The organism is Comamonas sp. MYb69 (assembly GCF_037479315.1).
In the GTDB taxonomy this organism is placed as follows: domain Bacteria; phylum Pseudomonadota; class Gammaproteobacteria; order Burkholderiales; family Burkholderiaceae_C; genus Comamonas.
The window spans coordinates 58,340-71,875 of record NZ_JBBGZG010000011.1 but is presented as its reverse complement, the minus strand read 5'-3'; the positions used below and the strand labels follow the sequence as shown (position 1 = coordinate 71,875).

The following is a 13,536-nucleotide window of genomic DNA, read 5'->3' as shown; positions in this document are numbered from 1 at the left end:
CATGGTCCGGGCAGGCAGCGGTGCATCATGCCGCCACCTCGGTGCGTTCGGCCACCCGCATCACCGCACTGCGGGCGCGTGGGTTGGCCGAGACTTCTGCCTCACTGGGTTTGATGCGCTCGAGCGCCTTGAGCAGCATGGGCTTGGGCGCTGCAAAGGGTGCACGGCGGTCGAACACCTCTTTGGAATGCTTGGCGATGAACTGCTTGACGATGCGGTCTTCCAGCGAGTGGAAGCTGATCACCACCAGGCGGCCGCCGGGAGCGAGCACCCGCAGGCTGGCCTCTAGCGCCTGTTCGAGCTCTTCGAGCTCGGCATTAATGAAAATCCGAAGAGCCTGGAATGTCCGCGTAGCTGGATTTTGCCCAGCCTCGCGGGTCTTGACTGCGCCAGCCACGAGCTCGGCCAGATCGGCAGTGGTGGCGACTGGCGAGCCAGCCTCCCGCCGCGCAACAATCGCCTTTGCAATGGGCCCAGCAAACCGTTCTTCACCGAAGTCACGAATCACCTCCGCTATTTGCTGTGTTTCCGCCTCTTGCAACCACTCGGCCACACTCTGGCCTCGGGTGGTGTCCATGCGCATGTCGAGCGGGCCATCGAAGCGGAAACTGAAGCCGCGCTCGGGACTGTCGATCTGCGGGGAGCTGACCCCCAGATCCAGCAGCACGCCGGCCACCGAAGCGGCAGGCAGCTGCGCCATGTGGCTGAAGCCCTCATGGCGAATGGCAAACCGGGCGTCGGCAATCTTGCCGGCCTCGGCAATCGCCTCCACGTCCTTGTCAAAAGCAATGAGCCGGCCCTGGGCCGGCAGCTTGGACAGCACCAGGCGGGAGTGCCCGCCTCTGCCGAAGGTCCCATCGACAAAGACCGGGTCCATCTCGACCCTGGCCTCCAACAAGGCGTCCACGGCCTCGTTGAGCAAGACGGTGGTGTGCAGGTAGTTCTTGGTTTCCACATGCACCTCAGAATGCAAAGTTATCCAGGGCGTCGGGCGGCAGATTCTGCAGGGCTTCGGCCTCCTGCTTCTCGTACGTCGCCTTGTCCCACAATTCAAAATGGCTGCCCATCCCCATCAGGATCGCGTCCTTGGTGATGTTGGCCGCAGCACGCAGCTCGGGGGACACCAGCACACGGCCAGTGCCATCCATCTCCACATCCATGGCGCTACCCAGAAAAATCCGCTTGAGCACCTGCTCGCCCATCTTGACCTGCGCCATGCGCGCGCTGAAAACCGCCCAGGCATCCTGCGGGAAGATCATCAGGCAACCATGGGGGTGGCGGGTAATGGTGAGCGTGGGTCCGGGCTTCGTCAGCGCGTCGCGATGCCGGGTCGGTATCGATAACCGACCTTTCGCATCAAGACTGAGTGAGGAAGCTCCTTGAAACACGGTGTGGACTCTGGTTGGGGTTTCGGAGGGAGTAAGTGCACTTTTTCCCACAAAACTGCACTTTTCCCCACTGTATCAGGAATTCCAGATCGCGCCACACTTCAACACAATGATTTGCAATGAAAATACAAGTAAATCAATAACTTATAACGCACTTCGAGCAAAAACCGCTATGAAATTCTTCTTATTTGATAGGCACTTACAATCGCCTCTATATCCAGACTCTTAGCAAAATTGACGCCATCAGGGATTAGCATCTGATCGTCTTTTGTTACAAAACTAGATGTTCTCCTACAGGCCCAGATGCGGCGGCTGGGCGAAAAGCAAGTGCCCGCCAACATGGGCGGGCACGCGGTTCAGAATGCGCGCTGCCGCGCACCTTATGGCTAGAGGATATAACGCGATAAATCCTCGTTTTGGCTCAACGAGCCCAGGCGCTGGTCCACATAAGCGGCGTCAATCACCACCGTCTGCCCGCCCAGCTTGGCGGCCCCAAAGCTGATCTCCTCGAGCAGGCGCTCCATCACCGTCGCCAGGCGGCGCGCGCCGATGTTCTCGGTGCGCTCATTGACGTCAAAGGCGATGCGCGCCAGGCGCGTGATGCCATCGGCCTCAAACTGCAGCGTCACGCCTTCGGTGGCCAGCAGCGCTTCGTACTGCTTGATCAGCGAGGCATGGGTCTGCGTCAGAATGGCCTCGAAATCCTGCACCGACAGCGAGCCGAGCTCAACGCGGATCGGAAAACGCCCTTGCAGCTCGGGGATCAGGTCGCTGGGCTTGGCCAGGTGAAAGGCGCCCGAGGCAATGAACAGGATGTGGTCGGTCTTCACAATGCCGTACTTGGTCGACACCGAAGTGCCTTCGACCAGGGGCAGCAGATCGCGCTGCACGCCCTGGCGCGAGACATCGCTGCCGCTGGTCTCCTGGCGCGTGGCGACCTTGTCGATCTCGTCGATGAAGACGATGCCGTTTTGCTCGAGGTTCTCGATGGCCCGGGATTTGACATCTTCCTCGTTCACCAGCTTGGCCGCCTCCTCATCGGTGATCAGCTGCAGCGCTTCGCTGATCTTGAGCTTGCGGACCTTGCGCTTTTCCTGGCCCATCTGGCTGAACATGCCGCGCAGCTGCTCGGCCATCTCTTCCATGCCCTGGGGGCCCATGATCTCGAGCTGGGGCTTGGCCTCGGCCACCTCGATGTCAATTTCCTTGTCATTGAGCTCACCCTGGCGCAGCTTCTTGCGGAACACCTGGCGCGTGCTGGTATCGGGTGCGGCTTCGCCGGTGCGGGCGGGTGGCAGCAGCGCGTCCAGAATGCGCTCTTCGGCGGCATCCTCGGCACGCACGCGCAGCTTCTTCACGTCCGATGCGCGGGTCTGTTTGACGGCCACCTCGGCCAGGTCGCGGATGATGGCATCCACATCCTTGCCCACATAGCCCACCTCGGTGAACTTGGTCGCCTCAACCTTGATGAAGGGCGCATCGGCCAGCTTGGCCAGGCGCCGGGCGATCTCGGTCTTGCCCACACCCGTGGGGCCAATCATCAGGATGTTCTTGGGCGTGATCTCCTGGCGCAGGCCGTCAGCGACCTGCTGGCGGCGCCAGCGGTTGCGCAGCGCGATAGCGACCGCGCGCTTGGCATTGGCCTGGCCAACGATATGGTTGTCGAGTTCGGAAACGATTTCCTGGGGTGTCATCGAGGACATAGTGCAAAAATCCGGTTGGCACCCGCCGGGCAACGGGTACAGCAGTCGATCAATGGGAGATGGGGCGGCAGGCGGCGCGCCAGCCTGCCAGACGCTCACAAGGTCTCAATCGTGTGGTGCATATTGGTGTAGATGCACAGCTCACCGGCGATGCCCAGCGATTTGCGCACCACCTCTTCGGCCGACAGCTCGGTGTTGTTCAACAGCGCCTTGGCGGCCGAATGCGCATAGGCGCCGCCCGATCCGATGGCCACAATGCCCTGCTCGGGCTCCAACACATCGCCGTTACCGGTGATGATCAGCGAGGCCGAATGGTCGGCCACCGCCAGCATGGCTTCGAGCCGGCGCAGCACCCGGTCGGTGCGCCAGTCCTTGGTCAGCTCGATCGCTGCGCGGGTCAGCTGGCCCTGGTGCTTGTCTAGTTTGGCCTCGAAGCGCTCGAACAAGGTGAAGGCATCGGCCGTGGCGCCGGCAAAGCCGGCCAGCACCTTGCCGCCATAGAGCTTGCGCACCTTGCGTGCAGTGCCCTTGACGACGATGTTGCCCAGGGTGACCTGGCCATCGCCGCCGATGGCGACCTGGATGCCTTGCGGCGTTTCGCGCCGCACGCTGAGAATGGTTGTGCCGTGATACTGTTCCATAGTCTTGTCTATATGGAGCCTGGCCCGGGTTTTCCAAGGAGGGGGCGGCACAGCAGGCAGAAAAAAACGCACCCGCAGGTGCGTTGGTCGCCAGCTGCCGCTGACCGATCAGTTTTCCCGCTGGTTGACGATGGAATGCTCGTTGATGCCGATCAGGTTGAAGAACACGGCATTCAAGCGGTGCAGGTTGCCAAAACGCACCAGCACGTTTTTCTGTTGGCATTCGGCCACCCAGTTGAGCACCGAGCCAGCCGCGACAAAATCGATGCGCATCAGGCGGTCGCAGCGCACCGTGAACGGCATGCCCGGCTCCACCATCGGTGTGAAGGTATCGAGCTGCTGCGAGACATCCCCTTCGACAATCCCCTCGAGCACGGCCTGCGGGCTGTCGGCGGCCACCGGCTTTCTCTCGGGCAGATCAAAGCCCAGCGACATATCGGGCGCAGCGGGCGCGCCAGAGCGCCCGCTGTCGCTGCTGGTCTCGGCCCGGGGCGCGACCCAGGATGGCGGCGAGACCTCGTAGGTGATGCAGTAATCGAGCGCAGCCGCTTCAAAATCCTGCTCCAGCTGCAGCAAACGCAAAAAGGCCATGCGCAGCGACCAGCGCTCCTGGGCCACGGCGTTGTCACCCACGGGCGTTTGCGCCTCGAGCACCGAGAGCAGATGGTCCGCCCCGACAAAGACCAGGCGCGCATCGGGCTGGTCTGCCCACACGCGGAACTGCGCCAGCAGCGCGGCAACCACCTCATCGCGCACCTCGGTCACGCGGGACCAGTTCAGCGTCCAGGGGGGTGCATAGCGTTTGAGGTTGCCTTGCAGGCCACTGAGCGCCGCGCTGCTGAGCACGGGCGGTGCCTGCCAGTTAAGCAGCCGCACCTCTTGCGCGGAGGTGTCGCCCGCCTGCAGCGCCTTGGCGCCCAGCTCTTGCGGCATCGAGAACCACACGGGCGCAGAGCGCCCATATTTGCTGGCAAATTCAATAGCGTGGAAATCAAACTTGGTCTGGTCACCGGTGGCGCGGTACAGGTCAAACAAGGTCAGCCAGATCGTCAGCTGCCCCATCAGATCGCCACGGCGCTGTTGCACCAGGGCCAGCAGCGAGGCCTCGGCCCCGGCTGCATCGCCGTTGGCAAACAGCACCGCCGCTTCTTCCAGATCGGTATCGTGGATAAACCGGCCCGACTCGACCTGGGCATCAAAGGCAGCGGCAGGCAAGGTCGCCGGTGCCGCTGGCGGCGGCGCCACCGGTGCAGCAGCGGGTGCCACAGGCACAGCTTCGGCCACCAAGGGCGCCGCAGCAGACGCCACAGGCACCGGCGCACTGACCGGCGTGGCCTCGGCAGGGGCAGCAGCGGCAGGATCGGCCGCAGCCGCAGCGGCGTTGTCGCCGGACCACCACTGCTTGGACATCTGCCGCTCGATCTGGTTGATTTTCTCGATGGTGTGCGAAGGATGGGCATGCTTGCCCGCCGCAACGGCTGCGGCATCGGGCGCCACCCCGCCTTCGAGCATGGCCGCCGAGCTGGCAGCGCCATCGGCGCCAGCGCTGCTGGACTTGTTGGCTTCGCGCCGAATCTTGCGCAGCTGGTCGAACTCCAGCTTGCGCACAAAATCATTGCGGCGCTTGCGCTCCATGATTTCCTTGAGCGCCTGCTTGGAAAACTGCGCCTCAGGGTTCTCCGGCTCCGGCGTCTTGTCCAGCTCCGACCACTGCGTGGTCGGTTTGGTTACAAAGCGCACCACTTTGGACAACAAACCCTTGGTTGGCTTTTGAGCCTCACTCATGGTTACTCCCTCCCCTTGTGTGTCCGGTGCGCTGCCCCAGCCTCAATCACCAAACATTTTTTGTTTCAATTCACGGCGCTGCTGCGCTTCCAGCGACAAAGTGGCCGTAGGACGCGCCAGCAGACGGCCCACCCCGATGGGTTCGCCCGTCTCGTCGCAGTAGCCATAGTCGCCCGCATCGATGCGGCTGATCGACTGGTCGATCTTCTTTAAGAGCTTACGCTCACGGTCGCGCGTGCGCAAGACAAGCGCATGCTCTTCCTCAATGGTAGCGCGGTCTGCTGGATCGGGCACGACCACGGTGTCTTCACGCAGGTTTTCCGTCGTGGCATCGGCATTGAGGTGGATGCCCGTCTTCAGCTCCACCAGCTTCTTGCGAAAGAACGCCAGCTGGATGTCGTTCATGTATTCGCTCTCCGGCATCGACAGCACCTCATCGTCAGTGAGGGTGTCTACCGTCTTGGACTTCCAGGCATTGGCCAGCTTGGCGTCGCGTTTAGGGATGGTTTGCGTAGTGGTAGGCATAGTTCTCTCGACTGGCTAGCGCAGTTCTTACATGCGACGGATGTCCGTCTCGTTACAAAAGGTGCAAAGCCCGACAGGCTCCGCCCCCTGATCAACTTGCCCGCGTCCCACAGGGACCCAGGCACATCTATGAAGTCGGGCCGGTGCCCGCAACTCCGTCATCTTGCAGGCCAACCCGGCCAGCACCTGGCAGGGTAAAGCTCGCTTGCACAAGCCTCCTTCTCCTTCAGCGCCGTGTCCAACAGGCCAAAGCCCCTTGTCACACCGCGCTCTCTCATCGAAATCTTCAGGACGAACCACGGAAACCGTATCTCGCCGCATGCCTGCTTTGCTGCATTTCGGGCCGCGATTGTATATGGCATCGCTGCACAGCAACAAGTGGATGCAGCCCGGATGCAACGGGGGGTTTCCCCGGGGTCTCATCCCCGGGCCGGCCCCTCGTGGGCAATCAGGCCTCCACCACGCACTGGTCCAGGCCCTGGCGCAGGATGTCCTGCGGCAAATCAATACCGATGAAGACCATCTTGCTCTGGCGGCGCTCGTCGGCAGCCCACTCGGGACCCAGATCGCTGCCCATCAGCTGGTGCACGCCCTGGAAAATCACCTTGCGGTCGGTGCCCTTCATCGCCAGAACGCCCTTGTAACGCAGCATGCGCGGACCATAAATGTTCACAATGGCGCCCAGGAAGTCTTCCAGCTTGGCCGGGTCAAAGGCCTTGTCCACGCGGTAGACAAAGCTTTTCACATCATCGTCATGGTGGTGGTGGTGCGGGTGGTTGCAGTGCTCGCCATGCACGTGGTCATGGTCATGGCCGCAGTTTTCATCGTGCACATGGCCATGGCTATCGCCATGGTCATGGTCGTGGCCGCAATGCTCGTCATGCACATGGCCGTGGTCGTGGCCTTCTTCCTTGAGGAAGTCCGGATCGATGTTGAGCGTGGCATTCAGGTTGAAACCACGCAGATCGAACACGTCCTTGAGCGGCACATCGCCAAAATGCACTGCGCGGATCGGTGCGCGCGGGTTCATGTGCTTGAGGCGGTGGACCAGCGCGTCCTTGTCGGCCTCGGTCACCAGGTCGGTCTTGGACAGGAAGATCTGGTCGGCAAAGCCCACCTGGCGGCGTGCTTCCTGGCGGGTGTCGAGCTGCTGGCCGGCATGCTTGGCGTCCACCAGGGTGATGATGGAGTCGATCAAATAGGTTTCGGCAATTTCTTCATCCATGAAGAATGTCTGGGCCACCGGTCCGGGGTCGGCCAGGCCCGTGGTTTCGATCACGATGCGCTCGAAATCCACCAGTCCCTTGCGGCGCTTGGCCGCCAGCAGCTGCAGCGCTTCGCGCAGGTCCTCACGGATGGTGCAGCAGATGCAGCCATTGCTCATCTGCAGAATCTGTTCCTTCGATTCCGTCTTGAGGATGTCGGTATCGATGTTCTCTTCGCCGAACTCGTTCTCGATCACGGCAATCTTCATGCCGTGCGACTCATGCAGCACACGCTTGAGCAGCGTGGTTTTGCCCGAGCCCAAGAAGCCCGTGAGGATGGTGACTGGAATGAGTGACATAGGACCCCTGATAGTTACACAAAAGGCAGCGTTCACAAGCCGCGCCACGCGCCAGGCTTGCCCGCCCACGGCCCAGCGCACAAGCTCAGGCCTTTGTATCAAACACCGTTATATGGGGCCATGCCAGGCAATATCAAGACAGCCACAGGTAATTTCTGTGGCGATGCCGACAGCGGGCTATTGTGGCATGTTTTGCAGGCAGCACGCTCAACGGAACAAGCGGCGGATATTTCAATGCCAGTCAACAAAGCTTGCTATCAAATCAATAACAAATGGCGGTCCGGTTTTTTCGAGCAGGCACCGTGGGGCCCCCAAGCGCGTCAGAACCGCTCGTAGCCCTGCAGGTAGCGCCACTGCCCCTGGGGCAGCTTGCTCAGCGAAATCCGGCCGATGCGCAAACGCTTGAGCGACAGCAGCTCCAGCCCCAGTGCGGCACAAATGGCGGGCAGCCATTCGGGCGCGACCCGCTTGAGCGCAAACCGCAGATGGGTCTCGTTCTGCCAGCTGGCCTTGAGGGGCGGCAGGCGCTCGCCATCCACATACAGCCCCTGGGCCAGCAAGGCCAGGCCATCGTCGACGATCTGCCCCTGCACCTCGACCAGGCATTCCTGCTCCAGCAAATCCGCCTCTTCGGCCAGGTGGCGGATGATGCGCGGGTCCTGGCTGTAGACCACCAGGCCGCTGGCAGCGCGCGGGATCGGCAGCAAAAACTGCTGGTGGCGAAAATGGCGCGCCACGGGCCGGGCAGGCTGGGGGGTATCGACATCGGCCAGGTTGTCGGGCGTCAGCAAATCCAGCGCACTGAGGCCCGGGCGCCCGGGCTCGAGCGCGCGCAGGCTGTAGCCCGCAGGCTTGTGCAGCAGCAAGGTGACCGGTTGGATCGGGCGCAGATCGGCGCCGCGCTGCAGCAGCACGGTCTGGCTGGGCAGCACACGGGCGCCGGGGGTGTCCTGGATCTGGCCATCCACCGAGACAAAGCCGGCATCGATGTAGTGCTCAGCCTCGGCGCGCGAGCAACCGATGTCGCTGGCCAGGCGTTTGGACAGGCGAATGGCTTGGGGGTCTTGGGCTTGCATGGCAGCAACTCTGCGGCTTGGCGCAACAACGCGCCATCCGCTCCTTAAAAAATAGCAAAAACTCTGCAATCACAGAGCGTAAACGCCATTTTAATCGCCGGCCATCGCTTGCGCCCGATGCCTGCTGTGTGGCCTTGCCTTTGACCGGGTGGAGGGCTTCAGGCCGGCGCAAAACGCAGGCGAAACCGCGCGCCGCCCCGCGGCGAACTCTCGGCATGTGCCACCCCGCCTTGCAACTCGGTCAGCGCCTGCACAATGGACAGCCCCAGGCCCGAGCCTTCCCGCTTGCGCCGGCCCGGGGCCATTGCAAAGCGGCGGAAGGGGTGGGCGCGCAACTCCTGCGGCAGGCCCGGCCCGGCATCGCTGACCAGCAGCTCGATCCAGATATGCCCTTGCGCATCGCGCAGGTTGCGCACCTCTACCTCCAGCCAATGCCCGCTGGCCGCGTGGCGCACGGCATTGCCGACCAGGTTGGCAATGATCTGGCGCATGCGCAATGGGTCGGCGCGGATCGTGCTGAGCGCATCGTCCTGGGGCAGCAGCAGCGACAGCGCCATCTCGGCCTGCTGCAGCTGGGGCTGCAGCTCCTGCAGGCTCGCGCGCACCAGCGCGCCCAGGCTCAACCGCTCCCTGCGCAGCGACATCTCTCCCGCCTCGGCCATCGCCAGCGTATGCAGGTCGTCAATCAGGCGGCCCAGGTGCTCGGTCTGCGCCAGCAGCAGCCGAAACTCCAGCTCGCTGGGCGCAATGACGCCATCGCAGAGCGCATGCAGATGGGTCTTGAGCACCGACAAGGGCGTGCGCAGCTCATGCGAGATGGAGGCGGCCGACGCCTGGCGCTCAGCCTTGAGCTTTTGCAGCGCATCGAGCATCGCGTTGAAGGTGTGCACCACCTCCTTCAGCTCGCCATGCGCGCCCTCTTCGACCACCCGCGTCGAGCTGAAATCCCCATGCGCCACCCGCTGCGCCACCTCCACCATCGAGGCCAGCGGCCGGGTGATATAGCGCGAGACGAAAAAGCCCATGGCCAGGCCAAATGGCAGGCAGATCAGCAGCGCAATGACCGCCGAGACCTGCTCGCCAAAAAACACCTCGCCGCGCCAGTACTCGCCATAGATCTGCATCGCGCGCGGGCTGCTCTCCATGTTCCGCTCGACCAGATCGTCCAGCTCCACGCGCACGGTCTCGGGCAGGCTTTTGTAGAACTGGTTGTACTCCAACGCATCGAACGCCCAGGCGCAGGCGCTAAGCAGGGCAATGGAGGTGAGCAGGGTGGCGGCAATCCACAGGCCAAAGCGCACCCAGATGCGGTTCAATCCCCGGGCCATAGGCGGTACCCAATGCTGCGGACAGTCTCGATCAGCTCATCTTGGCCAGCCAGCTGCAATTTGCGGCGCAGCTTGGACAGGTGCGAGTCGATCACCCGCTCGAGCGCGTCACTCTCGGGCAGGCAATGCTCGATCAGTTGCGCGCGCGAGAAACAGCGCCGTGGCTGCGAGGCCAGCAGGGCCAGCAGGCGAAACTCGGTCAGCGTCAATGGCAGCGGCGTGGCCTGGCCCTGCGTGTCATAGACCCGGGCACTGTGCTCGGCGGGGTTGATCTCCAGCGCCCCCACCCGGATCGGCGCCAGCGGCGCAGAGGCGGCCTTGGGCTGGCTGCGGCGCAGCACGGCGCGCACCCGCGCCACCACCTCCGCAGGATTGAAGGGCTTGACCACATAGTCATCGGCCCCCAGGCGCAAAGCCACCAGCTTGTCCACATCGTCGGCTAGCGCCGTCACCATGATCACCGGGGTCTGGCCCTGGTCGCGGATGAAGCGCAGCACATCGACCCCGTCCATGCCGGGCAGGTGGATGTCGAGCAGCACCAGGTCGGGCGCATGCTGGCGAAACAGCTGCACCGCCTGTTCACCATCGCGCGCATGCAGGCTGCGCAGGCCATCGCGCTCCAGGTAGGCCAGCAAAATCGTGGCGATTCCCGGCTCATCCTCCACGACGAGCACCAGCGGAGCCGCCACCGTTGGGGTGGGTAGTTTCATCGCGGACTGCTTCCAAAAATAAGGGCATGCGGTGCAGCCTCCAAGGCGCGCACACGCTGTTGAAACAAGCCATTATGACCGTGCCACCGCCCCCTGGCACCCCCTTTTGCGCCTCCATGTTTCCTCCATCAATTGTGCAAGCTTGCGCAAGTTTTACAGGGTTGAATCCAACGCATACCGGCCCCGCATCTGCGGCTTGGGCCGCTGCGGCCCCTGCGGGCCATGAACCGATTGCCTTGCACGTGAAACCCCTGTTCTGCAAAACACTGCTGATGCTTGCGCCTGCGGCTTTGCTGGCTGGCTGCATGACGCCGCCCCAGCCCCCACTGGGCCAAGACCCCCCTGCGCAGTGGCGCCAGGCCGGCAAGGCGCAGGCGAATGCGCGCGCCGTCCAGGCGGCCGATTTGGCCAGCTGGTGGACGCTGCTGGCCGATCCCGCGCTCAACACGCTGGTGGAGCAGGCACTTGCCCAGAACCTGGATCTGGCCCAGGCACGGGGCAGGCTCCAGGCGCAGCGCATTTTGCTGGGCACGGCCACGGCCGCCTACAAGCCGGAAATCACCGCCGGCGTGCGCACCTTGCAGGATGTGGCCGCGCTCGACTCCTACTTCCACGCCAGCCTGGACATGGGCTGGAACCTGGGTCTCTTTGGCGCCCAGGAATCCAGCGCGCTCGACGGCCAGGCGCAGCTGCTCGATGCCCAGGCGCAGCTGCAGGCCGCCAGGGTCCAGTTGATCGCCCATGTGGTGCAGCGCTATCTGGACATTTGCGTCGCGCAACAGCAACGCTTTGGGCTGGACCAGCAGTTGCAGCTCGATGCGCGCCGGCTGCAGCTGCAGCAGCTGCGGGTGCAGCAACGCTTGGGCAGCGCAGAGCAGGTGCAGCAAGCCCATCTGGAGCTCAACCGCAGCCGCGCCCAGGAGGCCGAGCTGCTGCAGCACCAGGCACGCGCCGCGCATGCGCTGGCCGCACTGCTGGGCCGCAGCGAGCCCGAGGCCGCCTGGCTGGCCGCCTCCAGCGCCCCGCATATCCCCAGCGCCGGTGCACTGAGCCTGCAAGTACTGCCCGCCGAGCTGCTGCGCAGCCGCCCGGCCATCCTGGCGGCCGAGGCCGCGGTGCAGCGCGCTGCAGCCGCCGCGGGCCTGTCGAACGCGGCGCTCTACCCGCGCTTTGCGCTGGGCGGCTCGCTGCTCTATTCGTTCAACCTGACGCAGAACCGCCGCTCCAGCTCCGACCATGTGCCCTCGCTGGGCCCGGTGATCGACATTCCGCTGTTCGACTGGGGCCGCCGGCGCGCGCAGGCCGATGCCGACGAACTGCAGATGAACAATGCCGTCAAGGCCTACCGGCAAAGCGTGCTTGACGGCATTGCCGATGTCGAGACCGCGCTGGCCGGCCTGGGCGCCCAGCAACAGCGCTGGCAATCGCTCGATGCCCAAACGCCGCTGCTGCGCAGCCGCGCCCAACAGCTGCAGCGCCGCCAGCAGCTGGGCCTGGCCAGCGAGCTCGACACGCTGGAGCCCCGCCGCCAGCTGCTGCTGCACGAAAGCCAGCAAAGCGTGGCGCAAGCCGCACAGACACTGGCCTGGGTGGCACTGTTCCAGGCGCTGGGCGGCGCCCCGCTGCCGCCGCAATCGCCGCCCACCACCCCGGGGGCCACGCCATGATTGCGCTGGCACGCAAAACCCTGGTCTACGAATGGCGCCGCTTTGTGCCCTCGGTCTTCGCGGTGGGCTTTGCCGGTGTGCTGCTGGTGATGCAGGCCGCACTGGTGCTGGGCATTTTCAGCTCGGCCGCCATCTACATCACCGCCAGCTCGGCCGACCTCTGGGTGGGCTACCCCGGCACGCAGAGCGTGAACTTTGGCCGCAACATCGGCCCCGATGTGGAAATGCGCCTGCGCATGGACCCGGACATCCGTGCCGTCGAGCCCTATGTCTGGGTCGATGGCGACTGGCGCTCCAGCCAGGGCGCGGCCCAGGCCGCCGGTGCGGTATCGGTCTACCTGTCGGGCATTTCCACCGCCGGCACGGCCATGGTGTTCGACCGGGTCATTGCCCCCTGGCAGCGCAAGTTGCTGCGCGAGCCCGGCGCCGTCATCGTCGACCGCGCCGATCTGGACAGCCTGGCCGCCCGGGAAGGCGGCACCGCCTGGATCAACAACCACCGCGTGCGCGTGGTGGCCGCCGTCGACGGCTTGCGCGGCCTGGGCGGCGTCAACGTGCTGGCCTCGCTGGAGAGCGCGCACCAGATCGCTGGCAGCTCGCCCAGCCAGGGCAGCACCTACTTGCTGGCCCGGGTGCGCAAGGGCGCCGACCGCCATGCCGTGCAACGGCGCCTGGGCAGCGAAGCGCGCAGCTTTGGCCCGCACGAGGTCTGGACCGCCGACAGCTTTGCGCACCGCTCCCAGCGCTACTGGATGCTCGATACCGGCGCGGGCGCTGGCGTGCTGTTCATGGCCATCGTGGTGTGCCTGGTCGGCGCGGTCGTCACCAGCCAGTCGCTCAAGAGCGTGGTGGCGGGCTCGGTGCGCGAATACGCGGTGCTCAATGCGCTGGGCGTCAGCCGCGCGGCGCTGGGCAGGGTGGTGGTGGAGCAGGCCTGCTGGATCGGCGCTGCCGGCCTGCTGCTCACCAGCATCGCCAGCGTGGCCCTGGTCTCGCTCGCCCAGGTCTACCGGGTGCCCATTGCGCTCAACCTGCAAGCCGCGCTGGCCTGCGCCGCCCTGGTGGCCACCTTGGCGCTGCTGTCCGGCCTGGGCGCGATGCGCGTGCTGCTGCGCACCGACCCGGCCACCTTGCTGCGCTGAAGGACAT

General features: G+C 64.4%; 12 protein-coding genes. 2 read left to right on the top strand and 10 right to left on the bottom strand.

The genetic code is table 11. The features are described from left to right. Nucleotides 1-25: 25 nt before the first annotated feature. From rsmH to WH303_RS15845, 10 genes are all read right to left on the bottom strand, one after another. Nucleotides 26-955, bottom strand: a complete 930-nt coding sequence (gene rsmH, locus WH303_RS15890) for a 16S rRNA (cytosine(1402)-N(4))-methyltransferase RsmH (RefSeq protein ID WP_339519836.1) — start codon at nt 953-955, stop codon at nt 26-28. Between the two features lie 7 nt (nt 956-962). Then, nucleotides 963-1,388, bottom strand: coding sequence for a division/cell wall cluster transcriptional repressor MraZ (mraZ, locus tag WH303_RS15885; RefSeq protein ID WP_021026157.1), 426 nt, complete (start codon nt 1,386-1,388; stop codon nt 963-965). A gap of 386 nt (nt 1,389-1,774) precedes the next feature. Further along, nucleotides 1,775-3,091, bottom strand: coding sequence for an ATP-dependent protease ATPase subunit HslU (gene hslU / locus WH303_RS15880; protein ID WP_339519703.1), 1,317 nt, complete (start codon nt 3,089-3,091; stop codon nt 1,775-1,777). Between the two features lie 95 nt (nt 3,092-3,186). Next, a complete protein-coding gene (gene hslV, locus WH303_RS15875; RefSeq protein WP_021026155.1) occupies nt 3,187-3,732 on the bottom strand; it encodes an ATP-dependent protease subunit HslV in 546 nt (181 codons plus the stop codon). A 108-nt stretch (nt 3,733-3,840) separates the two neighbouring features. Next, nucleotides 3,841-5,517 (bottom strand): hypothetical protein, encoded by a 1,677-nt coding sequence (locus WH303_RS15870; protein ID WP_339519702.1) that lies wholly within the window; start codon nt 5,515-5,517, stop codon nt 3,841-3,843. Between the two features lie 42 nt (nt 5,518-5,559). Continuing rightward, nucleotides 5,560-6,042: an RNA polymerase-binding protein DksA gene (gene dksA / locus WH303_RS15865; RefSeq protein WP_027010726.1), complete on the bottom strand. Its 483-nt coding sequence runs from the start codon at nt 6,040-6,042 to the stop codon at nt 5,560-5,562. Between the two features lie 448 nt (nt 6,043-6,490). Further along, nucleotides 6,491-7,606, bottom strand: a complete 1,116-nt coding sequence (locus tag WH303_RS15860; protein WP_021026153.1) for a CobW family GTP-binding protein — start codon at nt 7,604-7,606, stop codon at nt 6,491-6,493. Between the two features lie 320 nt (nt 7,607-7,926). Next, nucleotides 7,927-8,682 carry an RNA pseudouridine synthase gene (locus WH303_RS15855; RefSeq protein ID WP_021026152.1) on the bottom strand — a complete coding sequence of 252 codons (756 nt, stop codon included), beginning with the start codon at nt 8,680-8,682 and terminating at the stop codon, nt 7,927-7,929. A 158-nt stretch (nt 8,683-8,840) separates the two neighbouring features. Further along, entirely contained in the window at nt 8,841-10,010 is a 1,170-nt protein-coding gene (locus WH303_RS15850) for an ATP-binding protein (RefSeq protein ID WP_021026151.1), read from the bottom strand. Beyond that, on the bottom strand, nt 9,995-10,720 hold the full coding sequence (locus WH303_RS15845; protein WP_339519699.1) for a response regulator: 726 nt from the start codon (nt 10,718-10,720) through the stop codon (nt 9,995-9,997). The genes WH303_RS15850 and WH303_RS15845 overlap by 16 nt, the downstream gene beginning before the upstream one ends. A gap of 305 nt (nt 10,721-11,025) precedes the next feature. Between WH303_RS15845 and WH303_RS15840 the strand changes: the two genes are divergently transcribed. Together WH303_RS15840 and WH303_RS15835 are read left to right on the top strand one after the other, a co-directional pair. Beyond that, nucleotides 11,026-12,387, top strand: coding sequence for a TolC family protein (locus tag WH303_RS15840; protein WP_339519698.1), 1,362 nt, complete (start codon nt 11,026-11,028; stop codon nt 12,385-12,387). Next, nucleotides 12,384-13,529 carry an ABC transporter permease gene (locus tag WH303_RS15835; RefSeq protein ID WP_339519696.1) on the top strand — a complete coding sequence of 382 codons (1,146 nt, stop codon included), beginning with the start codon at nt 12,384-12,386 and terminating at the stop codon, nt 13,527-13,529. Before WH303_RS15840 ends, WH303_RS15835 begins: the two co-directional genes overlap by 4 nt. Nucleotides 13,530-13,536: the final 7 nt, after the last annotated feature.

Coding starts and splice junctions, on each gene's coding strand:
- hslU (WP_339519703.1), bottom strand. CDS start 3,091: ATGTCCTCGATGACACCCCAGGAAATCGTTTCCGAACTCGACAACCAT.
- hslV (WP_021026155.1), bottom strand. CDS start 3,732: ATGGAACAGTATCACGGCACAACCATTCTCAGCGTGCGGCGCGAAACG.
- WH303_RS15870 (WP_339519702.1), bottom strand. CDS start 5,517: ATGAGTGAGGCTCAAAAGCCAACCAAGGGTTTGTTGTCCAAAGTGGTG.
- dksA (WP_027010726.1), bottom strand. CDS start 6,042: ATGCCTACCACTACGCAAACCATCCCTAAACGCGACGCCAAGCTGGCC.
- WH303_RS15860 (WP_021026153.1), bottom strand. CDS start 7,606: ATGTCACTCATTCCAGTCACCATCCTCACGGGCTTCTTGGGCTCGGGC.
- WH303_RS15855 (WP_021026152.1), bottom strand. CDS start 8,682: ATGCAAGCCCAAGACCCCCAAGCCATTCGCCTGTCCAAACGCCTGGCC.
- WH303_RS15850 (WP_021026151.1), bottom strand. CDS start 10,010: ATGGCCCGGGGATTGAACCGCATCTGGGTGCGCTTTGGCCTGTGGATT.
- WH303_RS15845 (WP_339519699.1), bottom strand. CDS start 10,720: ATGAAACTACCCACCCCAACGGTGGCGGCTCCGCTGGTGCTCGTCGTG.
- WH303_RS15840 (WP_339519698.1), top strand. CDS start 11,026: ATGACGCCGCCCCAGCCCCCACTGGGCCAAGACCCCCCTGCGCAGTGG.
- WH303_RS15835 (WP_339519696.1), top strand. CDS start 12,384: ATGATTGCGCTGGCACGCAAAACCCTGGTCTACGAATGGCGCCGCTTT.